Origin of the sequence: Enterobacter cloacae complex sp. 342H5 (assembly GCF_050030905.1) — a bacterium.
Classification (GTDB): domain Bacteria; phylum Pseudomonadota; class Gammaproteobacteria; order Enterobacterales; family Enterobacteriaceae; genus Enterobacter; species Enterobacter intestinihominis.
On the sequence record NZ_JBLGVB010000003.1, the window covers coordinates 75,613 to 99,165 of the forward strand.

General features: G+C 54.1%; 20 protein-coding genes and 1 pseudogene. All 21 read right to left on the minus strand.

Annotated features, from left to right (window positions below; all coding sequences use genetic code 11):
- Position 1: 1 nt before the first annotated feature.
- The 21 genes and pseudogenes from ACQG03_RS23030 to ACQG03_RS23130 all read right to left on the minus strand — a co-directional run bounded on the left by ACQG03_RS23030 (position 2) and on the right by ACQG03_RS23130 (position 23,488).
- Positions 2-1,258: a thioredoxin fold domain-containing protein gene (locus tag ACQG03_RS23030; protein WP_108695864.1), complete on the minus strand. Its 1,257-nt coding sequence runs from the start codon at positions 1,256-1,258 to the stop codon at positions 2-4.
- Positions 1,239-2,447, minus strand: coding sequence for a hypothetical protein (locus ACQG03_RS23035; protein WP_032650374.1), 1,209 nt, complete (start codon positions 2,445-2,447; stop codon positions 1,239-1,241). The genes ACQG03_RS23030 and ACQG03_RS23035 overlap by 20 nt, the downstream gene beginning before the upstream one ends.
- 320 nt (positions 2,448-2,767) lie before the next feature.
- Positions 2,768-3,400 (minus strand): plasmid IncI1-type surface exclusion protein ExcA, encoded by a 633-nt coding sequence (excA, locus tag ACQG03_RS23040; protein WP_032650376.1) that lies wholly within the window; start codon positions 3,398-3,400, stop codon positions 2,768-2,770.
- A gap of 61 nt (positions 3,401-3,461) precedes the next feature.
- Entirely contained in the window at positions 3,462-5,621 is a 2,160-nt protein-coding gene (locus ACQG03_RS23045; RefSeq protein WP_058673439.1) for a DotA/TraY family protein, read from the minus strand.
- A 57-nt stretch (positions 5,622-5,678) separates the two neighbouring features.
- Positions 5,679-6,221, minus strand: coding sequence for a conjugal transfer protein TraX (gene traX / locus ACQG03_RS23050; protein ID WP_058673440.1), 543 nt, complete (start codon positions 6,219-6,221; stop codon positions 5,679-5,681).
- A complete protein-coding gene (traW, locus tag ACQG03_RS23055) occupies positions 6,218-7,420 on the minus strand; it encodes a conjugal transfer protein TraW (protein ID WP_032650382.1) in 1,203 nt (400 codons plus the stop codon). The genes traX and traW overlap by 4 nt, the downstream gene beginning before the upstream one ends.
- Before the next feature lie 12 nt (positions 7,421-7,432).
- Positions 7,433-8,005, minus strand: coding sequence for a conjugal transfer protein TraV (locus tag ACQG03_RS23060; RefSeq protein WP_154816375.1), 573 nt, complete (start codon positions 8,003-8,005; stop codon positions 7,433-7,435).
- On the minus strand, positions 8,002-11,055 hold the full coding sequence (locus ACQG03_RS23065; protein WP_032650385.1) for a conjugal transfer protein: 3,054 nt from the start codon (positions 11,053-11,055) through the stop codon (positions 8,002-8,004). Before ACQG03_RS23065 ends, ACQG03_RS23060 begins: the two co-directional genes overlap by 4 nt.
- Positions 11,056-11,141: 86 nt before the next feature.
- A complete protein-coding gene (locus ACQG03_RS23070) occupies positions 11,142-11,867 on the minus strand; it encodes a hypothetical protein (protein WP_065189124.1) in 726 nt (241 codons plus the stop codon).
- A gap of 183 nt (positions 11,868-12,050) precedes the next feature.
- Positions 12,051-12,455: a DUF6750 family protein gene (locus ACQG03_RS23075; protein ID WP_022649996.1), complete on the minus strand. Its 405-nt coding sequence runs from the start codon at positions 12,453-12,455 to the stop codon at positions 12,051-12,053.
- A gap of 34 nt (positions 12,456-12,489) precedes the next feature.
- Positions 12,490-13,014, minus strand: coding sequence for a conjugal transfer protein TraQ (traQ, locus tag ACQG03_RS23080; protein ID WP_032650389.1), 525 nt, complete (start codon positions 13,012-13,014; stop codon positions 12,490-12,492).
- Positions 13,014-13,787 carry a conjugal transfer protein TraP gene (gene traP, locus ACQG03_RS23085; protein ID WP_426726169.1) on the minus strand — a complete coding sequence of 258 codons (774 nt, stop codon included), beginning with the start codon at positions 13,785-13,787 and terminating at the stop codon, positions 13,014-13,016. The genes traQ and traP overlap by 1 nt, the downstream gene beginning before the upstream one ends.
- Positions 13,768-15,075: a conjugal transfer protein TraO gene (gene traO, locus ACQG03_RS23090; protein WP_032650391.1), complete on the minus strand. Its 1,308-nt coding sequence runs from the start codon at positions 15,073-15,075 to the stop codon at positions 13,768-13,770. The genes traP and traO overlap by 20 nt, the downstream gene beginning before the upstream one ends.
- Positions 15,075-16,055: a DotH/IcmK family type IV secretion protein gene (locus ACQG03_RS23095; protein WP_032650394.1), complete on the minus strand. Its 981-nt coding sequence runs from the start codon at positions 16,053-16,055 to the stop codon at positions 15,075-15,077. The genes traO and ACQG03_RS23095 overlap by 1 nt, the downstream gene beginning before the upstream one ends.
- Before the next feature lie 10 nt (positions 16,056-16,065).
- Positions 16,066-16,683 (minus strand): DotI/IcmL family type IV secretion protein, encoded by a 618-nt coding sequence (locus ACQG03_RS23100; protein WP_179297403.1) that lies wholly within the window; start codon positions 16,681-16,683, stop codon positions 16,066-16,068.
- Positions 16,684-16,772: 89 nt separating this feature from the next.
- Positions 16,773-17,123, minus strand: coding sequence for a hypothetical protein (locus ACQG03_RS23105; RefSeq protein ID WP_022649990.1), 351 nt, complete (start codon positions 17,121-17,123; stop codon positions 16,773-16,775).
- A gap of 1,283 nt (positions 17,124-18,406) precedes the next feature.
- Positions 18,407-20,683 (minus strand): annotated as a pseudogene (locus tag ACQG03_RS23110) (LPD7 domain-containing protein); the annotation flags it as partial.
- A 71-nt stretch (positions 20,684-20,754) separates the two neighbouring features.
- Entirely contained in the window at positions 20,755-21,042 is a 288-nt protein-coding gene (locus tag ACQG03_RS23115) for a hypothetical protein (RefSeq protein ID WP_022649988.1), read from the minus strand.
- Entirely contained in the window at positions 21,039-22,184 is a 1,146-nt protein-coding gene (traJ, locus tag ACQG03_RS23120; protein ID WP_032650567.1) for a plasmid transfer ATPase TraJ, read from the minus strand. Before traJ ends, ACQG03_RS23115 begins: the two co-directional genes overlap by 4 nt.
- Before the next feature lie 27 nt (positions 22,185-22,211).
- The gene (locus tag ACQG03_RS23125) at positions 22,212-23,018 is read right to left on the minus strand and encodes a type IV secretory system conjugative DNA transfer family protein (protein WP_032650398.1); all 807 of its coding nucleotides are present in this window, start codon (positions 23,016-23,018) and stop codon (positions 22,212-22,214) included.
- A complete protein-coding gene (locus ACQG03_RS23130; RefSeq protein ID WP_032650400.1) occupies positions 23,015-23,488 on the minus strand; it encodes a DotD/TraH family lipoprotein in 474 nt (157 codons plus the stop codon). The genes ACQG03_RS23125 and ACQG03_RS23130 overlap by 4 nt, the downstream gene beginning before the upstream one ends.
- Positions 23,489-23,553 lie beyond the last annotated feature (65 nt).

The window sequence follows — 23,553 nt, forward strand, 5'->3', positions numbered from 1 at the left end:
TTTACTCCTGGATACTGAGGGAACTCACAAAGCGGTCGACCTGTTCTGGTGACATTGGATCTGTAATTTTCAGGAAGTGATCAATTTTATCCGGCGCGGTCAGCATGCCCGTTGCCAGGCGAATGCCCGAGTCAGTCAGCACAGTCGGCGTACCTGAAAAACCAAAGGTGCGGAAGCCAGTATCGTTTACGGCTACTACGGCCTGAGCCGACGCGGAACAGTCTGAGCTCACCTGTGGAGGTGTTGTCTGTCCCGGAACCAGCATACCTGCGTCCGGTCGGAAAAGATCACTCCATGCAACAGCACGAGCTGTCTGGTCCTTCTCGCATAAAACCGGAATGATCTTCTCTACAGCATCGCCGCCGTCATTCACGACTGATACAGGGAATACAACAACGTTGTAACGCTGCGCCAGCTGTTCGATTGCCGGCTCCATACTTCTGCAGACCGCACAGGTTGGATCGAGGAATGCATACAGCGTACGCTCATGCCCGGTTGAGAGCTGGATGGTGAACAGACCGCGATCGGTACTGCGCTTCAGTATTTCCACCATCTTCTGTCGCGCTGGCTGTTCCGTCGCTTCTTTTTTTACTGATGTGGTTGACGTTACCGGTGCCGGTGCTGTTTTCATGGCTTCAGAAGGTGAAGCCGGTAAGGATTTATGACTTTCCTTCATAATATTCTGCATGTTGTCGGATTCAGCCTGGGCAGCCTGAATGACTGTATTGACTGCCGCCGGGTTGGCTGGCTCCTGAACAGCAACAGTCTGCCGCGGCCGGGCCGGTGCGATTGCGCCTGGTTCTGCCGGGATAGTCATTGTCTGGTTTCCCACATTGAGTGAGAAATGGTTGTCCGTACCCAGGAGCCATAACGAAGATGCTATCAGCGCGCCGCTCACAAACAGGGCAAGGGACTTAATACGGCGTTTCATTATTGCCTTACTCTGGGTTTTGAGGTGCCGCGCTATGGTGTTGAAGACTTCCGCCGCATCGTGCATCGGGTCATCAAGAAGTGTCACGGCTTCTGCTGAATATGGATAAAAAGCGATGAGCTTTTTATCGTGGATGGCCATACGCTGAGGCTCACGAAAGGTCAACAGGGCCTGAGGAACACCGTGTCCGTGTTGATGTAAAACCACAATGGTGTCGTTACAACGAAAGGTGGTGTAGGTGCTTTCCAGCGACATAATGAGACTCCAGTAGACAGTAAGATAATTAGCGTCAGAAATGAGCGAAATTTCAGAAGATGAGATCGTCATCGTCACCCGGGCGAGTGATGACGTCTTCCGTGAGTGACCAGTTGGTCCGGATACGACGCCTGCGGTCGCGGTCTGGCTGAGGTTCGTTCCAGATTAGCCCCAGGGACAGCATATCGATGCGCAATCCCTCAATGGCTTCATCGACGCAGGCTTGCGGGCAGGGGAGGCCAAGTCGGATAGCCTCGCTCTCGGTGCGGGCGACGGCGACGATACCTGCACCTTCAATAAATCCTTTGGTGGTGTTTGCCCGGTGCAGGGCATAGAAGAGTGGGCGGTCTACCCCCTTTAGCCATAGCCAGTTAGGTGGTGTCAGCCGTAAATCATGCGCGTACAGCCAGACCAGACCACTTCTGACGTAACGGTGCTCACGCAACCACTGTTTCGCGCCTTCGCTCTGAATGACGCGCTTAAAAGCGGTTCTCGCCAGCGCATAGACCGGAACTGAGAATTTCCCCTTATCACGGCGGCTTTTTATCCGACAGGAGCGGTTCAGGGCATCCATTAATTGACGTGCGGCCGGTCGGTCGTCCAGGAAAAACTGAAGGCCGAATATTGCGAATAATGCCTTTTCATGAGGGGCGAGACTTTTCCATCCATTAAGTGGACGCCCCAGCTGGGCCATAAAAACAGCCCTGCAGCGGGCAACATCGAGCTGCATATTACTGATGAGTTCATGCTCTTCAGCGAAACCCTCAGGGCTTTGTGCCGGACGTCTTTCTGGACGACGTTTATCAAGCAACAGGCGACTGGAATCCCCCTCATTAAGAATGGGGGCAATTGCAGGAGAAATGGTTTCCATAGCGAAGGGCAGCGTGCTGATATTGAGTACCCGTCGCGTTTGCCAGTTTCGTGCAGGATGGCATAACCAGCTCCACAGCGAAGCGGTAGACAGGGGAATGAGGAATATCATCAGGATCACCGTCGTTTGCTTCATCACGTTGATCCACTGATCGTAAGTGATGTTTTCGGCATTGTTGGCGGTGACGGCCAGCAGGTTATAACGCGGTGCGGCCCAAGTGTGGAAGGGGCCAAAATCAGCCATGCCCCACAGGGTATGCAAAATGAAACATGACCAGTACACAAACTCAGGCAAGAACAGCCATGCAACAAGCAGAAGCATAATGCCCAGGATGGCGAGGGCTCCAAGAAATTCAAGCGGGTCAGTCGTTCCCGCGCGAGCGGATGTCATGGAAAAGCTCCCTAAATAAAAACGATGAAGACTAACTGAATAAAAGAGGGCAGCAGAGCCCGAGCTTACGAAAAGTTAGCAAGCATATTTACTGGTGATAACGGCAGGTGAAATTATATTGATTGGTTAAATATTAGATTGTTGAGGATCTGATACGGATCTCCTTTGTTTTAGTGAGAACCATTAATAAGATGGGTTGTAGTTTTTATTATCATCATCTGTTTTAAAGTGAATTTTCAGAGCAATGATCTGCGTTAATGAAATCAATGAAAATAGCCGGCAATTAAACCGGCTATTTATTGGAGGGTATTTGATGTGTTTCAGGCAAGAACGGGAACAGGTAGCCCTGTCAGAGATTCGATCTCGGCACGTTTTTTATTCACGACATCGTTGAAGTTGAAGTTATAGGTGTATCCTTTGTTGTTCATTGCATGCAGATGGTTAGCAATACTGGATGCAGCACCGGTATCGATAGGAATCATCGGCAATGATGTGAACCTAGTAAAGAGACGCAACTTTGAATCTTCAACCTCTGTACGTGTCAGGCTGTAAGCATCGAAGCCAATGACATCCATTACATTGCCCGGGTAGATTCGGACGTACAAAAAGGTTCCTTGCTGAAAGTCAAAACCCAGGTAGGTACTTTTCCAGAAGAGCCAGCCCTCAGAAGTGCTTTCCGGGTTGAAATGCCCTGTCTCCTTGATTTTCTCAACAACAGCAAGGATCTTTTTTTTGCGTTTCTTGGCTATAACATAATTGATGGCAAATGGACCGAATAACAGTAAGCAACTTGTTATGGCGTATAGATATGCCTCCGGGCGTACGTGCTCATCCATGATGATTGAAATGGAGCATAGAAAAAAAATCAGCAAGAAAGAGATTATACCGAACTTTAAAAATAAAGACTTTGCAACAGAGTATAAAACCCACCACTTAGGGAATCTATCTTTCACAGTAAACCCTCCTTAGGTATTTCACTCAATGTTATAGCACTACTGGATAGATGTCCACATCTCAACTTTTTATTCCATCATTATTTGTTTCCCCAGGACCATTCATACCTTTCGTATTAACGCCAGGGGTATGCCGTATATTCCTCCCACCGGCTACGAACATATCTTTGACAGAACCAGCCATGCTTCCAAGAGTATTTGCTGCATCTCTACCGCCAAGGAACGAAATGACGTAGTCAGGTAAATATGCCTGTAAGGCAAATATGCTAGATACCAGTGTCGTGCAAATTCGAGCATAGATCATTAAAAAACCAGCCATGCTGAATAAACCTGTTAACGAGTTGGCTTGAACATTGACCAGTGCGACACCAAAAAGTGCATGAAGGATAGTTCCAGTAGCAACAATCGCAACAGATGCAAAGAAAAATCCAAAAACCATGAGTGCGGGACGAATCATGGTATCTATAAAGTAAATGTAACCATAAGCCGCACGACTGCCTCGATCCTGAGACGTACCTAGGTGAGTTGCCCCCCATAGAGGTCCCGCTGCGCAACCTACCAGAACACTGACAATCCAGTTACCAATACCAGTCATCCAGAAGATAAACGGAATAAATGGCAAATAGATTGAAAGTGTAAATCCCGCGCTAAACATAAGTAGTAACAAGAAATATACTGCTGGCGAAATGGCATCAAGCCCTTTATCTACAGCGCTAATTGCTCCTGTCATATTGGCAACCTTCCCGAGAAGGGATGACTCTCCACCCGCAACAGCAGCCCGTATGACTGTGTATGCTGTTAAAGTTCCCTCCGCTGCAACCAGCGTGTAATCTCCAACATTTTTCATTTTAACTAATGGGTTTACCTGCCCCGTTGAGGTTCCTGTCCCACTATAATTTGTTGCGATGTTGCTGGTTAAACTGACGAAAAATGGAGCGAACGAGTTCATTAATATGCTATTTGGGTCATTACCTTCAGAAGCACTTAACTCGTTTTGTGATGTTGCTGTACCTGCTGGAGGTGCATAATTAGAGTTTTGTAACTGGGTACGGTAGGCGCTCATTACCGCACTGAACAGGTCTCCGCTGCCAATTTCCCCAAGAGATGACATTCCACTGGTTGCAGGCGCGCGACTGGCAACTTCTGTCAGGCGTTGATTGGCCGTTGCAAAAGTCTGGTACCAGGCACCGAGAGCCGCCCAGCCATATGTGTCGAGGTAATTCCTGACAGCGTCCTGTATGCCATTTTGTTCACTCTGCGCCGGTAATGCGCGCTGAACAGTTTGTTCGTACGTACTGGCTGCTCTCTGAATGCGGGTTTCAATATCCGGGAGTGTGCCGTTGCCGGTTGTTCGTTTATTCATAAACCCTGCCATAAACTCGCTGGCCGCGCTGTCCATATCCTGGATCATTGCTTCCATAGCTTTGTTTTGCGCATCCACCACTTCACTTGTATCGCGGTTACTGAAGGGGTTAAAGAAGCTTCCGGAACCAGACGAGGAGTCCGATTTCTGTTGTTCCGGTATCGTCGCCGTGCCGCACACACCGCTGCCATTAGTGACCCGGTAGGTATAATTCCCTCCAGAAGAACCGGATATCCCTGCCATTCTGGCTGTGGTCGAGCTTGCCGTGCTGTTGTAATCGTCCAGCGCAGTATTGATGGCATGTCTACAAAGCTGCATCTCAAAAATACCGCGTGCAGAAGTGCGGGTCGAAGCCTGTGTGGGCTGGACAGTCAGGGAGTAGCCGCTGGCAATATCACTGGCAGCTTTGGACACCATCAGGTTGGCAGAACCTACGCCCATAATCGACGCGCCCCAGAGGATGATTAGCTGGGACATGCTCCAGCCATTGGCGGTCGGGATAATCATCAAAAATCCTGACACTGTGCTCAGTGTGCTGGTGATATCGCGATCCCCGCTGAATACCTTGCCCTGATGCCCCGTTTTATTAATGTGCTTCAGACCAATAAATACAAACCACACGACGGCAAGGACGGCGATAATTCCGTTAAACAGAGCAAACAGATTCCCGATCATCGTGGTATTGCCGGCGGCGAGAGGGTCCAGCACCACATCGCCGAAGATAGTGACCAGTGCCTGTCGGGAGAGGTCCTGTGCATTGGTTGCAGCAGAGACTATGTCATCGTAAGTGACACCTGCGCGTGCCGGGGTAACAGAGATAAGCAGCCCTGCACAAAGCGCACGAATGAGATTTTTCACGGTAACTCCGGATAATGCATGAATGCCGGGATGTCGGCAGGAGGCAGAGAAGGGCAGCTATTTCCCGAGAATGGCATCTCGTACGGCATGGGTTTCCGCCATGAAATGCTGAAAGGTGCCTCTTTCAGCAAGACTTACGCGACGGTTGCGTAACTGCCACAGTCGGTAGGTTACGATTAGCGCTTTTGACCATGCTACGCCAGCACCGGAAAACAGCACCACACAGGTGCTGATCTGGTGCGCGGAGATACTCCCACCAATAATGAATGGTGTCAGTGCTGCAAGCGGAACCGGTATGGCCATAAGCCAGAACAGCACTCGCCAGCGCCTGCGCTGGCTCACATACCCCTTATCCAGCTGTGCGGGGGTACAACCTGATTCCGCAACGGCTTTTTCCCAGTCAGGAGAAGTCGGCGGTTTGTCGTCAGTAATGAGCTCCGGAAAAGCATCACGCATTCGCTCAATATTTCGTGATGTCATGTGCCGGGCAGCCCGCAAATACCACTTCGTTTCCTGCAATGGCAGAAATATGCTCAGCAGTCCCCGGGTAATACGTCCAGGTAGTCCTTTTTTCCGTGCGACTGTTTTTTCCAGTGTCATTTGGCAGCTCCCTGGTTCATGGCTGATTCGAGCTGTTTCAGACGTGGGGCGTAGGACTGGCGGGCAAAGGCGGCGAGCAGCTGGCCGTCGATCACGTTCCCTTTGCGCAGCAACTCTTTAATGTCGTTAAGTTGCCAGTTCATCTGTGCCGTAGTTCGGATGAGTTCGCGCATAAGGTTATCCCCGTCCATTTGCTGTAGGTCGGAGAGATAGGCTGTGTTGGCATATCGACGTCCGGCCTCAAACGATTCAAATTCCCGCTGGCTCATGTAGCCCTTCGCCTTCGCCTCCGGCGAAGCCACATTGTCAAAATACTGCGCTGCGGAAGGTGACTGCAGTGCTTCTTTCAGGGCATCACGGGTAGTTTCACTGGTCTTACTGTCGGCAATCAGCGAGAGCTGAGGTTCAGACGCGGCATCGATGATACCGTTGTATTCGTTGAGCAACCCTACATACGTACGACCGGTAACAGTGTTGACTTCACCTTTGCCAGGCGTGCGGCCTGCTGAAGGGCGAGCCGTGTTTTTCATGTAGGCCATAGCGGCATCAATCTGTTCCTGTGACCAGGAAAGTGCCGGTGCCTGCCCTTCAGGTCCCGCGCCGCCATAGATGGAGCGTACCTGACTGTCACCTCCGGGCAAATTACTGACGGCAGGGCAGATACCGGTTCCGCCAAAGCGTTCATATTCTGCTGCCGTACAGTACGCGGCATGTACGTTCGCACCGTCATAAGCGTCTCGGGCCTGTTCTTCCGATGCTGTAGAAATCCTCTTCCGCACCGCTGAACTGGAAACACCTTTGCCTGATGAGAGTTTTGACGCGGCGCTGCCTGATGCACTTTTACTTTGTGCTGCCACACCGGATGCAGAATCACTACAGATCGAATCCGGTACCGAAAAACTCTGCCGTGCCTCCTCCAGACGTTGGGTTTCATTATTGAAAATCATTTGCTGGCGAGTAGCCTGCCCATCCTGATTAATCAGGGCGCCGAGCTTGTCGGCGTTCTGTGTGATGGCTGTACCAGTGGCCTGTTGCATCTGTAGTATTTCGACCAGAGTTGCCTGGATGGTGGCCATCTCAGGCAGAACCTGAGTCGTGATCGGAACGCTGGAGTTCACGTTGACCGTTAAAGCACTGGCAACAGTGGGAAGGCTGGACGCGATGGCCAGCGCCAGCGCGGGGAGGTGACGTTGTATCATGAAATTCTCCGTTTATTTGAGCGGGGTAAACACGTCGGGAAGGCGGGGTGACTGTGTGCCGGGGGCGAGGGCGACCAGAGGGAAGGTCTGAAAGCGTCTGCTGATACGTCCTTCCCGGCTGCGGGTGTCTATGATTGTGAGCCCACGACGCGTGATTCTTGCATGAGCTGGAGGGGTGATATCTAGTACCGGCCAGTCTCCTGGGCTGAGTTGTGGGGTATCTGCCCCCTCCGGCCATAACCAGGTATCATCTGTTAACACCGCCACTGTATTTTCAGGTAGCAACCACTGGACCACATGACGCGATTCCCGCACCGGTTCGCCTGGCTCATTGACCTGCCAGATGGCCGTTGTGACCAGCTGGCGTGGTCGCGCTTTGAGCGAAAGAAGCACGCCACAGGCCTCTTGCGTTGCCCGGCGATCGGTCGCGTATACCGCCCGGGAGTTCACTGCACTGTCTGTACGGAAGTGCCGGGACGGCAGTACGAACTCCACGCCGTCGGCATCGATCACCAGGCGGGAAAGACTGACCTGGCCCTTTACCGGGCGGCGACAGCGTGGCGTCAGGTGGATGGAACAAATCAAAGGTCATACCCCAGCTCATTTATCATTTCGTCTGCCATCAATTCGATGACGCCCTTATCACCACGGGCGCCACTGTTACGCTCCCTGTACTCAATGAGTTTTTTTGCGGATCCGCGAGGGAACTTCTCCGCCAGTAACTGACGGGCACGGGCAGTACCGATCGTATCCGAGAGATTTCTGCGTAGCGCGCCGTCTTTTTTGTCTGAGTTAAGCGACCACAGCTCCAGCGGTCCGAGCGTAAACCGGACAATGCGTGCCAGCGTCCCCTGGGTTGTGCGCATCATACATAGCATCGGTACGCCACTACCGTCTGCAGCCGGACCAGCTGGCATACGCAGGAATGCATGAAGATTGTGTTCGGGGATCTTAAAACTGTCCCGTAAAAGTGGAATATCTTCCTGGCGGAAGCGCAGCAGCCAGAGGGTGTTGGCAGAGTCGAGCAGGCTTTTCGGATAGTCGGTAAGGAACTGGGTACTCAGCACCGTGCGGATACCAAACTTACGTTGTTCACGATCCTGCGTATCCAGTGCTTCGAAGATGAAATCAATACCTTTGACGTTGTGCAGTTCGTCATAGATTTTGGTTTTCATTTCACTATCGAGCTGGTTGATGCGTCGCATAATGCCCGGGAGGTAGGCTTCCGGCAGTATTTGCATTACCTCATCCTGATACTGCGGCAGCAAAAAATCACCCGCAGTGATGTGGCCAGCAAAGAGGAACATGATGCCGGTTTTCAGTCTGCCTGCCGGGGTCTTATCGCCGGCGACGTTGTTTAAGTCTACGGCAATAATGCGTGTGTTCGGGTTCAGCGCAAAACGAGTCCGACTGGCCATCATCGGGTAGTCCTGTCGGGCCTGAATCATGCAGCGCTCAATGTACTCCACCAGGGGCTCCTGTGAGCCGTTACGCTGTATTCGGCCAAAAGTTTCCTGAATGACCTCACTGCGTAGTAGCGCGGGCATATCAGCAAGTTCTGGTACCGCCTGGTAGTGTGCCCGCTGAGCCGCAGATAATTGTCCACGTTCATGCAGGAGGTCACGTACTTCGTACCATGGTGTCGCGGTCCACCACTCCGGATCGTGCTCACCCCACAAACCGGATGACTCCAGTGCCGCATCCACTTCTGGCTCTACGTTTGAACGGAACATGTTTGGCTCAATACCACTACGCATGTCATACGCCAGATCAATCAGGCGGTTCACTATTTGCCGGGTATCTGTAGGGTTAGGCGGGGTCCCTTTATCCGGTTCGATACAGAAGGCCGTCAACATGGACGCGATAAATTGCTTCTCTGGTGTCACTGGCTTACGAGCGCCATACAGGATGTCGAAGACATTGCGTGACTTAGACGGGTCGTTGCTGAGTATGATGCCGACTGCTTCGTCCTTTCGCTCTTCAGGCAGACTGTCACGTATCAGCTGGATTAACCCCATCGCGCTGAATCCTTTATCAATGTGAGCCACATAAGGAAGCGAAACCTGGGCGGAAGATACCTGTATCTCCGTCAGGGTATTAATCAGTACCGATTTACCCAGACCCGAATCGCCAGGGGCAAGTTCGGTATGCTTGTTCTGGCGAGAAGACCCCAGCCCGACTTCCCAGGCGCATCCGTCTTCCGTGTGCAGCATCAGGTTGCCTTCCCCTCGCCAGACGGTACCTGGTCGGTTGAAGGGCAACATCGATAGCGCATGGGAGAGTGGAGGGTAAAGCGGAACAGGGCCGGAGCCCGCTGACGCGGCCAGCATACTGTTGACCCATCCCCTGCGAGGATCACCGAATGTGGTGGTCGTGTTACAGACTCCCCAGCCCTGCAACGCTGATTCAAGCAGCATCTGATTACGGGAGCATATTTCCCGGGTATGCCCCCAGGTGGACGCCACAATGGTCATCACGCAGACCGGATCGCGTTCATCCGTTGCAGCCAGCTGTGTGAAAGCGTCGTAAAGTGGCCGAATAGAGGGAATAAATTGTCCAAATGATGAAATAGTTTTTTTCCAGCCCAGCGCTTTCATCCCACCAGGCATGATGTCGATTCGTATGCGCCAGGGAACGGAACGTGGAACCAATTTCACAAGCTCATTGAAGGGGCGTGGATGCTGAGGCGGAAGTGTTATGGCCACCATGCCGTGCCACAGCCCCCCTGCATGCACCAGATTACCTTCTGTTTCTGGCGTACAACCAAATACCTGAAGATTCAGGAAGGGAGCAAGCAGTGCCGTAGCGTCGCCCTCCTGAAGCGCCCCCGCTGGCGCAGCCTTCCCGGGTAATGCCGGGCGCCATGCGGCCGATGTGCTGTTGCGTGCTGTTTCACGTCTGATTTCATTACAGAACTCAGGCACATCAAGTAGGCGGACAAGCAAGCCGTCTCCACCGCGTACGAGTGCTTTTTCAAGAGTGGTGATAAAGCTGTCGTGCCGGATCTTCAGACCAGACATTTGCCAGCGCCAGGGCTCCTGACCAAAGCGCGCGACAGGTGCTTTATCCTGAATGGCCCGAACGGTGGCGTTAAAATCGGTTCTTTCCTGATGACTCACCAGTGTCGGAGAGCTCCAGACGGCAAGCCAGCAGCGCTCACGAACAAGCCACGGAGAAATGACATTGATCTTCTCATTAAGCAGGTCATCCAGCTGGACGCCGATGTGCTGAATTGAACGCATTTGCGGGGCGATCATGGCGCTGACTTCGTCACGCCCTTTTTCCGGGTCTCGTTCGAAAATGAAGGCCAGTTTATGGCCGATATTTTTCCAGGTGGTGCTGAGCGTGGACGCGAGGTGCGCGATCATTCCTTCAAACGCATCCGGATGATCGTCTGAGGCTGTTTCCGACATTTCACGTAATGCCCCGGATATTTCGAATACAGAAAGGAAATAGCCCTGATGGGTGACACCTATATAAGGCGCTTCCAGCCAGGGTCTGAGCTCCAGATCTTGTTTGTCCAGTCCGATCACCGTACGAATGTCGCAGTAGTCGACAAAGTCAGCAGAGACGGCGAAACGGGAACAGGTATTCATAACGTCTTCAATAGTGAAGACAAGGCGGTTGATATTCATAGCTGCGAAGACTCCACCGGAATGGCGTGTATTGATGGGCGAGGCGCTTCTGTGGGCGCATCTGCGGGATAAGGCTTGCGTTAGGTTTACGTGACAGTGGTACCAGATGACTGTGAGGATAATATTGTTGTCTGCGAGGCTCCTGACAGAACGTCACTGTCCGTCACTGAATCAGGTGTCAGGATTAACGCCACTCCGTTCATTTTTTGTCGCATTTCATCGCGCATGACTGGCGGGAAACGTTTAAGCGCATCTGCATAGTCAGCTGGTCGCCATCCCCCGAAACGTTCTTCCAGAGGAAGACGATGGCGGGTCAGTTCTGACAGTACCCGACGGCCTTCCCGAACCTCGCTTGGTCTGGTGCTGAAGACGGCCTGCAGGGCTTTTCGGTTCAGGGCAACAACATTACGTGGGTGCAGGTCCGGTAGCCAGACCATGACCCCCTGAGCAGCAGCAAATCCGTTGAGGGCATGCCAGGCATGGCATAGGTAACAGAGGTGAAACGGTGTCGTTAGCCGTTCTAATTCAGCATGTTCGCTGTCAGACAGGAGACTGGTGTCGGTCAGCAGTGTTTTGGGGATGTGTCGCAACGCAATCCGGCGGGCGGCAAGTGATGCGTGCTGCATCCCGGTTCGGGCAGCTTTCAGAGCCCGGGCGTGTTTCTCATATTCAACCGGTACCTGCGGGGCGGGGCGTGACTCCAGCTGAGCCAGCGTGTCTTTCGCTCTGACGAGTCGGGTCCTGGCATCCTGCGCGTCTTCCGCAAGTCGGGATAGTGGCAGGGATTCCGGTAACGCAAACAGATGTTTCATGTCAGCATTACAGCAATAACACAGCCCTCCAGAAACGCTCTCGGGGGGAGGAAGTAAAGGGGCTGTGGAATGGACAACATCAGGAACCGGAAGCGGATGTAGCCATGGACAGTGAGGTGTCTTTTTCTTTTTGCTCATCGTTTTCTCCTGAAAGGGTCGGTAAACACCGACCCTTTCCTGTGGTTAGCTGATATTGACAGAGCTGGTACCGAGCTGTTTCTGGGTTCGTCCCATAATTTCAGGGACTACGGCCAGTAGTGCGCCGATGGCCAGACCTGCACAGCAGCGGCCCACAGTGATCTGCGGATTGGTGCCCACTTTTTTGAAGGACAGCAGGGAACCGATGAAGATGAACACACCGATCGCCTGGGCAATTTCCAGACCGGAAGTTTTACCGCTTTTGGCACCAGAGGCGGCGCTACCGAACATATCGGCGAGATCGCCATCAGCGAATGCCATGCCGGGTAACAGGAACGTGACCAGAGCACACAGCCCCTGAATCATGCGCTCGCGGCACTGCATCATGGTCAGCTGGCAGAAAATAACGACGGCATAAAGACGCGCGGAAATAGCACGGAAAAGTGACATAGTGTCTCCTTGGGTTATAAAAAAACGAAGTGTGTTAAAAAGAGAGGCCGAGAGTGGCAAGTGCGGCATCGATGAGCTGAGGTGAAAAGACCATACCGGTCCCTGCAAACAGTTTTACTGTCGCAGCGCGAATGCTTTCACTTGAACTGAGTGCGGTGTGCCCCTCAAGCTCTGATCGTCGAAACATATCGAGTGCCGTATAGACAAATCCCACTCCTGCTAGCCGAACCAGAGAAAGTACGGCGTTAGCAGCCCCGGCAGCAACGCCATAGGTGGCGGGTTGCACATACGCGATTGCATCAAAAGATGTGGCGCCAAAGCCAAGCTGCGCACCACTGGCATTAATGATGGAGGGGAGAGATACCAGCGCGGCGCAGGAAAAAAGGCCAATAGCAAACTTGCCCGGGGACAATGGACTTCGACTGGAACGTTGCCGGGTCAGAAGTGCGATGAGGCCAAAAAAACCAATCATCTCGGACCAGCTGAATAATAAATCCAGCCCAGCGGTGAAGATGCCCGAAGCAAGATTCTCTATTAGCGTGACGGCATCCAGTGCCATTAGCGCAGGGTTCCTCCGGTTGTCACCACAGAGCGCGTGGCAGGATCAATCTGACGAATAGTGACTTTACCCAGCGTATCCCCCTCCCGGACTGACCAGGTACTGCCCTGCCATTTGATCCACGCCATTCCTGCTTCCAGCGACATGATTTTCATGCCTGCAACAGCACTGGTTGTCTGCCGTTTTTGGGGCCGGGAAGCTGTTTTTGAGGCATCAGAGGTGCTTACGCGGGTTTCCAGAACAGCCAGCTTCTGTGTCAGCTCATTAAGCTGTGCACGCGTTTCTACTGCGTAAGCCTCATCCCTTTTGATAGCATCAGACAGGCGCGTAACGCTGTCTTTAAGCGACGTCAGAGAGTCATTTATCTTGCGGTCACGATCGTTCAGCTCGTCACGGATATCCGTCATCATGCTCGCCCTGTCGTCCTGAGCCATTGGCAGGGACGTATGTGCCGCCGGTTGCGCCGCGGCTGGCGAGACAGCCTGCTGCGGAACAGACTCAACCGTACTATGCTGTGCACCGTCGAGTGTATTTTCAACTTCACTGAAGCTGGTTTCAGACGGCGTATTATTCGTCAATGACAGTGATGGACCGAACAGGTGCCAGAGGCTGGCCACTGCCAGAAGCGTTATCCCGAGAAGCCACGGCAGAGAATAGCCAAACAGCAGGTCTCGCTTCCAGAAGGGCGGTTTCTCGCGAGGATCTGGCGCGCCAAAATCATCCTCGCTTTCCAGTGTTTCTTCTTCAGGCATATCAATTTTCTGGTTCATCATTGTTCCTCACGGGTACGGTATCGCCATACTGACGACGGATTTCAGCCTGGCGGCGCGCGATGGCTTCCTGCAGGCGGGTTTCGGTTTGCTGCTCTGCGGCAGCGGGTGCTGATAAGGTGCTATTGATTGCGGGGCGAGCCGCTTTATTGCTGCTGACAATGTCGTCAGAAGTAACCGAGTCAACGAAGAGAATGGAGATAACTTCTTTCTGCTTCACGGTGACCTGGCGGAACGGCTCACGGGCCATCTCCTGTTTGATGACTTCCGCCCCGGTCTGGGCTGTGCCGCCAACCATTACGCCAGCCACTGTGCTGCCATCAGGTTTACCCACTCGTCCGGTGACGGTACCGACACTGGACTGCATAACCTGAGTGTTAGCATCCTTGTACAGACCGCCAAGATCACCAAGACCTCCCAGTACAGCGGGCAGAACGATGTGTGTTCCCCATCGATGGTTAACATCGGAGGCCACAGAAGACATCAGGTTTTTCTCACTCTGTGCGCTTGCATTGACGTTCAGCTCCATGCCGTTCCAGCTCATACTGGTAAATCTGATATCCAGTCCATTGCCGGCAAGTTTTACTGACGAACTGTGAAGTCTTGCGCCAGCCAGCGGCCCGGCAGGAATAACCGCAACAACCTCTGAGTTGGGGTTATCTGAATCCACGGCAGTCTCCATATAACCGGCCGCACGCGTAAGTGCGTGGATGAAGACCTGTGCACTCTCTGTTTCAGTTTTTGTCTCTGCCAGGTTTCTTGTGCCATTCGCTGGCGATGTCTGCGTAACACTTGCCAGGGCAGTTGCCAGCACCGGTGCATCGCCGCCAGTCTGTGCGTCACTGATCCGCTTAAGCAGTTTTTGCAGTTGAGCCTGGCGCTTTTCGTTTGCCTGCTCTTCTCCGGCCGGGTTTTCCGCATGGCGTGATGCTGCTGGCGGCGGAGGTGGCAGGTCCACCGGTTTTGTTTCTGGCACCTTATCCGGAGGGGGTTCCGTGACTTCAAGGCCGACCGGGAGACTGGCGATGAAGGATGAATCGGTCCGTGCGGCTTCCTGCGCGCCTAAATCGTTTGAGGCTTTAAGCAGTTCACGGTAACGCGGGCTCTCCGTCGTGGTGGTTACGGCACTTGAGGCCGTACCGTTAAGGTTGACGGCAGAATCTGTTCCTGAAGGGTCATGTGTCAGCCACGACATGGCCAGATAACCCGCGGTCACTAAAACCAGGGCACTAAATCCAATTATTGAAAAAAGTTTTTTGCCGTTCTTACCGGCATCCTGTTCTGCGCTCATTACTGAAGCTCCGGCGTGACGTGAACGGATTTCCCGTTTACTGAGAAGGTCAGTAACGGGGTGACGGGGAGTTTCCAGAGATGCGTACCATCCGCTGAAGAGAGTGTCTGTTCAAACTCGTCGCGCAGCATTGCGCGGGAACGGACCATCAGATCATCACCGCTTTGCCAGATCGCAGTGTCAGGGACGTTGCCCTGGAATTTAAGGCGACGGGCATCTTCTGGTGGTGTGCCATCCAGAAAAGCCTGCAACGTGGCGCTGTGGAGTGCGATTTTATCGACGGGTACTCCCGGGGCTGCTGAGCCAGGACCCAGACGCGGGACGCGTAAATCCAGCCGACTGTCGATCTCCTGACTGGCAGTACGGGTGTCTGTCTCACCACTTGTCACATTGATCATGATTGGAACATCAAGCCCTTTCAGATATACGGAAATATTCCCCGCAGCCCACGGGCGCAGTGGTGTTATGGCCAGCATGTTGGTTCCAGCATTGAACTTCACATCAAAACTCTTCGGGCTGGCATTAATTGGCGGATCTGACTGTGGCCACGGTGCGCCACTGATGTCCGTCAGGGTGACGACGCTCTGGTTATTCATGGCCGTGCGTACCAGCGGGATACTGGCGCCTGGAGAAAGATTGAGGGTTAATGAACTGATACGCGGAACCACGCTTATCATTGGGGCATTTACAGAACGCTCGTTGTCGGTCAGTCGAAGCCTCAATTCGCGTATCTCATCCGCTGACAGAGGCGAGTCTAAACCTGCTGCCTCATCTACCAGCGGCGAGCTTTGTTCCGGGGGCGGGAGCTCTCCACTAATCCGGGTTGCCGGTACACCTGTTGTTTGCGCTTCTGCCCCCTGAGGAGCGGCGGCAGTTGTTGCACTAGGCGTCCTGGCATCCTGCCAGCCAGTATTGTCAGCGGCGGCTACGAGGGCCGGACCACACAGCAGTAGTGTGGTCATGAGATAACGAAGTTTCATGGCGGGAGCCTCAGAGGTTGCGGGGAGCGTTGCGTGAGATCATCTGGCGGATTTCCATCCCGACGGGTTTCTGTCGTGGATCTACGCGCTGGATGGTAATTTCGAAAACAAACGGTTGTTCAGGCTTGCTGGTCGTCTGCCCAACCAGGCGCAAACGTACCGGATACTGCATTGTCCAGAACCAGGTTCCGTCAGACAGACGCCCACGCCGGATGACGACACCAGCCCCTACGGAGCCGGTAAGATTCATACGCTCGCGTTTCAGGGCATCGTAGATATTGGAGTTGGTTAGCGCCTGGATGTAACTGGCGTGTCCTGCTTCAGAGAACAGCGATGCTGTAGAGGATACCTGTTCACGATAATGAACGAAGTCCAGGTTAAAGGCCCGCATCAGAGCCTTGCTGCCAAAGGCGATGGCATCGTCCTGGCTCCATGCTGGTTCGGAAGTGGGAGCCAGGCGAACCAGGCGCCCACTGTCGGTGGCAAAGTAATCCCGTGGCTGTTGTATCAAAGCCCAGGTCAGGCCAGCATTGAGGATGATGCTGATAAGCAGGCCACTCCCCAGCAGGAGGTTACTCTTCATCAGCTCTGGTGCCATTTTCTGGCGTTTTTCTGCCGTTTTCATCATGTTCACGGCGTTTTTCAGCGGATCCTCCGCAGGGGAGGGGGCCCGCCCCTTTGCAGGGGGGGCTGATTGTGTCTGTTTTGTCATAGGTTTCAGGAGTTGAAGTTTTTCCAGGGATCGATGTTGTCTGGGATCTGTTCGTTGACTTTATCCAGGGCCGCTTCGCAGACCTTATTTTCCAGTTGCGAAATGATTTCATCGAGCCCGGGGAATTGCGGCAGGGTCACCTTGACGTTCTTGATACGGGACAGACAGGACTGCAGGGAGGATGAGACATTGCTTTCGCGCTGTTCCCAGGCTGTTGCGGCCGCCCTGGCTCGCTCATAACCAGCCTGGCTACCCGCTTCAGCAGCACTTCCTGCACGGCAGGTTGCCGCCGCAGCGGCGGCAGAAAAAAGCATGAAGCCGGACAAAAGTCCGGCTTTAAGCATGTGATATCGCATTCTCTCTCCTTATCGGCTTAGCGGCCGGGGCTGTGGGAGTGTTCCTGATGAAGCGCTTTTTCCTGTCTGCCCTCCGGCTTTCGGGCGTCATCCCATTGTTTCCAGGTCTGTTCAAAACCGAGGCGCTGGAACAAGGTATCTGCCTGTTTTTCCGGTGTGTAGAGCCGGGCGGGAAGCGGTGTATCCTCTTCCCGACCTTTCAGGTGGAACGTCATCAGCTGAGGTGCGGCACGGGTGGTGCCGTCGGGTTCGAAATTCACCGCCTGTCCGTAGCCTACAAAGCGGGGACCGTCATCGGTGATGGCATTAATAACCAGCTGACTGTTGTCTGTGGTTGGCGTGGCCAGTGCCGGATACAGCGTGCCATCCAGACGAACCATCCCCTGCAGGTGTTCTCCCGCAGACTGGACAAGCAGCAGATCTAACTGGTTTGACTGTGTGTCCATAGAGGCCATGACGGGTACCAGCCTGTCTGGTGCTTCCGTGGACGGTGGCGAAATGCTGGCCGCGGCTACCGGTGACTTTACAGGATGCCTGTCTTCGCCCAGATAAAACTGACGCTCTTCCAGGCGAGGTGGCAGCTTCAGGTCTGTGGTGTACTCAGGCCAGGCCTGTCGGATTTGCTGTGTGAGGCGGCCAAACGTATCGACCGGGAAAGCCTGAAGGGGCTGTCCCTGCTCCGGTCGATCATGTGCCACGGCAAGACCTGTTGAGGCGGACGTCAATGACCAGTTATTTTTTACGCGCTCTTTTTCCTCACCAGGTACCTGCCAGCTGTCACGGGAATTGAGCGTCAGCGTGACCACATCGCCGGTTTTGTGGTGCGCGATCAGCTCCCGTAAATCCTGCCCCCAGTAGGTATGACTTCCACCGCGGTTCTGTAGCTCGATAAAGAAGCTCTTGCCCTTTTGCTCTTTATTTTCGTACATCGCTTCACCAAAGTTCTTGAGGACCGCCGTGACGCTCTGGCCTGGTTTCAGTGCAGAGGGGGCTGGCTCAGCGGGCATATCAGGGACCCGGATGCTGTCGGCCTGCTTAGGCGCTACAGGCTCTGTTGAGGGTGAAACGGCAGGCTGCTTTGCGGCAGTTGCCTGTGCTGACGGCGTCGGTGATACGGGGGGCACTGGTATGCCCGGAGCGTCAGGGGTAACAGCTTCGGGGGCGGCTGTTGCCGGTGACACTGGCGATGCGGCATCAGTTAATGGAGTCTGTCGGTTCAGGTCCGGCGTAGGAATATGCGTTGTGACTGAATCCCTGGTTGCCCCAAACTGTTGCCGCATAGCCTCAAGCTGCGCGCGCTGCGCAGGCAGCTTCATTCGGATATCGAGGTCATATTCAATAATGATCCGCATGGCCTGCTCTTTAAACTGCGTACTGCCGGTGAGCTCCACCACGCCGCCGTAATAGCGTGATGCCACGGCCAGCGCGGCGAGCACCTTGCGCTTGTCCTCACTCGCACCGTTACACATTTCGAGACGGTTGCCGAGATCGTGAAACGCATCTTCCCCGTCGAGACGGTAAAGCACCTTATTGTCACGCTGTTCTTCCGTTGACAGGGCTTTAATGATTTCATCGAGATCTTCTCGCTGAAGCGGTTCCGGCCTTCGCGGTCCGTAGACAAGCCCATCCGCTTCATGCATCTCACTCTCTGCCGTTTCCTTCCTGCCCGGGGAGGGCTCTGACGTGTTTGGATCCACATCGGCAGTTTGCGTCTGCTCCTGTTTTTGCCCGGTTGATGTTGCTCCGGGGGACTGTGGAGGGATTGGTAATTCAGGAACGATCGGCTCCGGAGACTCAGCGTCTGTTTCATGTGACGCTGCCTCAGGCTTCAGGGTTTGTTTGCCCGTTTCTGACAGTTCATGGTCTGTCTGTCGTTCCTGAGCAGGCATATGGGGAATGTCAGCAGACTGACTGTTCACCCATTCAGCAAATTGTGGGTCGTCCATCTGCGCGCGTATGTCTGCATAATCATCGAGGCCAGGGACCGGTATATTCGATCCTGATTCGATGGCACTATGACTACGCTGACCGGCATCCGCAGAAGATGTCGCGATCGTCACGTCCGTGGTGCTCTGCGTATCAGGAATTAAAACATCAGCGTCTCGCAGGGACGTGGGGGCGGGTTCATCGTGTTCAGCCTTATTCTCAACCGGTGCCGCACTGATACTGGCTTCATCGGGCGGCATCACCGCTGCCGGAGAGATTATTTCAGGTTCAGGCGGGGCGGGAGGCGCTGGTTTTACTGAATCATCCTGCCTGTGGCTTTCAGACGGAATAACGACAGGTTCATCCGGGGCAATCGAAGACTGGCCGGATTCCTGGCTTTCCAGATTTTCCATTTTTGGGTCCTGTTGTGAGAGAAATTGTGCATCGTTGGGTGCGTAGTCTGTCCGGATATCGATGCCGGCAGACCTGAGGCGGTCGCTGATGTGCTCACGGAAGGCTTCTCTGCCCCTGCTGGTATCGAGATCGTTGAAGTCCGTCAGCAAGCGTGCTTTTTCTTCTTCGGTGAAATCAGGAACGATGACTCTGCCGCCCGTGAGTTCTGCCGCTTTCTCAGCGCTCAGGATGCCCTTATTTTCAGGTTGTCCTGTCTGCGCATTCTTCAGCTGATGATCATTGTCTGCACAGAAAATAAAAGGACTGTCAGGCCAGACGGCACGAGCATTCTGGCCAACGGCGATCATGTTTCCCGCATCAACCGTCATCAGTACCGGCAAACCTGATGCCTCATGCAGAGAGGCTGCTGTGGCATATCCTTCAGCAAACAGCAAAGGCAGGCCATTCTGTGGCGTCCCCAGTGCAAACCAGTTACCTGTTTTTTCACTGTCTTTAAGGATGCGGGCGTCTTTTCCGCCGGTGAGCGGAATACGCTGGTAAGAGCGTATGTCGCCATGCGCATTGCTGAAGGGGATCACAAGTTCTTGCTTATCGTTGATTCTTATACCCGGCGCAGCCGCCACACCCTTACGGGTCAGATAGGCGTTCGTTGTAGCCTGCGGGTAGCGGTCAACATATCGGGCGGCGTACTCTGCCTGCCGGTTGTACTGTTGCTCCAGAGCACGGGCATTGTCTTCACGCGTTTGCTGGGCGTGTGCACGGAGATGAAGACGCGCAAGCGGATCCATCTCGCCACCACCTGAAAACACCCACTGCGTCGGTTTAGCGTCGGCGCTGCGATAATCGCGGTACCATCCAGCAGGGCGCCCGTCCAGGTAAGCCTTGTAAGCTCCGCTTTTCGAACCTTTCTTGTCCTGTTTCGTCGGTACGCGCTGAAGGCTTCCATCCATCACGGGGAGCCCCTTAACCAGCAGTCCTGCTTCTTCAAGTTTTTGAGCAAACTCTGTTACCGGATCGTCCGCATTCATCGACAGTTCATGGGGGCGGGGCATCCATCGCTCGAACCTGGTCAGGTCGGCTCCTGGTCGGGCATACCAGAGGCGGTGCTCATCGTCCCATTTAAGGGCTTTCTGCCCATCGCTGAGACGCGGGTGGGCGTTGATGGCGTCGTCCTTCTCTTCGTGAGGTACGGCAAGCCATACGCGGTGACTTTTTTGCATGGTCACATTCCTGGAAGATATTGAGGGAGTAGCGCGGGAGCGCTATGGGGAACGAACGGGTTACATCGGGTTCAGAGACCAGTCCAGTCTCGTGGTTTTTCAACAAAATGCCGGTACCACCAGGGGCGACCGGAGGCAATCTTTCCCCTGAAGGTACTTATTACGCGCAGGCAGATAGCCCGTACACTCCAGCCAAAGAAATTCAGGGCAACAAAGAATCCCAGAATGGCGGAACAGATATACAGCGTCTTCATGGACGGCCAGCGAAACCAGACCAGATACAGCAACAGGAACGGCAGCGGGATACCAAAAAAGGTGACAGGCGGGGTGGCATAGCGCCAGAATCCTTCTCGTTTCAATGTCTAAGCTCCTGTGTCGGTAGGTAGAGTGCCGCTTCGTGTCTGTCTATATCACCCGTTACGTAACCTTCACGCACTTGATCGACAATGCGCCTTTTCTCCAGTCTCAGGATGTTATCGATGTGGGCCGGCCACTTCTCTGACGGGAGATTCTGTAGTGCATCGCGTAGCTCATCGTCGAAGACGATGTATTCCCGGAGAGCCCGGCGTTTGCCGTCTGTCGTTCTGACAAGTACCTGGACTACGATAAACCGTAACATCCCAAGCATCTCCCAGGCGCGTGCATCACGAATCTGAGGCGGGAACAGACCAAGCAGTCGGTTCAGGGTTTCACCTGGTGATTTAGAGTGCAGTGTACCGATGGTTAAATGTCCGCTTTCACCGGCCTGGACAGAAGCCTCTGCTGTTTCCGTGTCACGAATTTCCCCGATACCGATGACCTCCGGGTTTCGGCGCATTGCGGAGCGAAGCCCATCTGCAAAACTTGCGACGTCACGTCTTACCTGAGCCTGATGCGGCGGCAGAAGGTCGTCGGGGCGGCCGAGAATGTACTCTACTGGATCTTCGTAGGTCACAATTTTGCGATCGGGCTGTGTGTCCTGGCAGTGGCGATACAACGACGCCTGCAACGTTGATTTACCCGAACCCGTTTCACCGCAAATAAGACCCAGCCCGGTTTTTGGCAGCATTGCCGCCGCCAGATCGGGCTCGATACCCAGCTTCAGAAAATCGGGAATGATGTGGGGGATCACACGCAGAGTGACGGAGAGAGCCTTTTCTTCCCGGGCAGATGTCCCCTGGATGATGTGCGCGCGTAGCCGCACGCGTTCCCCCCTTTCCAGGCCATATCGCCCATGCATGTCGCCGTCGATTTGAATGGCTCTGTCCAGCGGTCTTCCACCCTGCACTCGGGGGCGCACTTCTGGCCCCAGCAGGTCGTCAAGCATATTTCCCAGCATGATATTCGGCAGTATGGTGTCTGAGACTCTCTCACGTCGGCCATAACGACTCACTGAAACTGGTGAGCCGCCAACCAGATCCACATCACTGACTCCATGTGCCGAACACCAGGCAAAAAATGTCCTGAACTCGTCGGCGGTATAGGCACCGCTGAACGGGAAAAGCCCGAACGAGTCAGGGATAGCTGATATGTTCACGAGGAAAACTCCTTACTGGATGGTAACGGACGGGCGCCAGCGTGATTTCTGTAGCTCAAACGAGGCATGTGATTTGAGTCGGCGAACACGATCGCCGGTAACGAGCTTCTGACCACTGCCAGTAACAGTCTGCTGCTGCTCGGTGACTTCCGGCCGAGAAATCATGCCCCGTCGCCAGAGCAGGGAATAAAGCATCATGCCGCGATAGTCCCGGGTGAGTTGATTCATGCTGGCCTCAAAGGTCAGATCGGCATTTTCGCGACCTTCCTGCCAGCCTTTTTTCAGTGCGTCTTCCCAGACCTTTCTCTGGGCGCTGTCTTCCGGCACAACCAGACCTTCTGTGCCAGGGGTTGCCGTGGTGGCCAGACCGCGTAGTAACCAGCTGCGCCAGCTGGGCGGGTTACTGACGAATCGCTCCGGTCGGATGATGGTCCAGACTTTTGAGGCTGTGCGAATTTGATCAGGAGTGATGTGTGCTACGTCCTGCGCTTCATCAATAACCGGAGGAAGCCAGCCTTCAGGGCTGATAAGTGGACGGAAATCGTAAAGGGCATTGAGGGTGGATTCGCGGGCGTTGAGTGCCTGGGTTAACTCCCATGCCCGCTGGGATTTTCCTCCTCGGAATCCCAGTGTTCTGCCAGCATCAGTAAGCATCTGCCAGCGCGTTTCGGACAGACCTGCTGGTCTTTGTCGCTCCGGGTTGAGCCAGGCCTGCATATCCGGAGGTGGTGCCCCTGTATCTGTCGGTGAAGCCGGCCGCTCTCCTGCACACCCAGTCAGGAGCAGAGCAGGGAATAGTAACAAGAGAAAGCATTTCATTTCTTTCTGGTCTCCGGTTGCATGAAGTTGAGCTGGAGCAGCCCAGGGTACTGATTCAGGGTTGCGCGCCATGCGGTCTGCGCTTCGATAACGCGCAACACATTGCTGAACGTCATGCCACGAACGTGCAATGTTACGGGCAAGGGCAGGCGAACGCCGCTGTAGTTGAACTGCAGGCCACGTGCCCGCGCCAGTTCATCCAGTAGCTCCACAGCATCACCTTCCCAGTCGAAAGAGACGTCAGCGCTGTTGGATCGAATGATCTCCATGGATGATGGCGCGGTTTTCGAACCGGACCAGACACCGTTATTCCACATCTGATACTGTGTGTGACGGGTAACGGCAACGGATGAGGCCGCGCCGTAACGGTCGGGGGAAGGAGAAACTGGAGACGTTGATGGCGTAGTCCAGGACTGGCAGCCGGCGAGCAGGGAGATGGCCAACACGCCGGGAAGCATTAAATAATTCATGGTAGTTACCTTGCCGGGGGGCGACGGAGATTAAAGCCAGAAGATTCAGTGGGCGAGGCTTATGA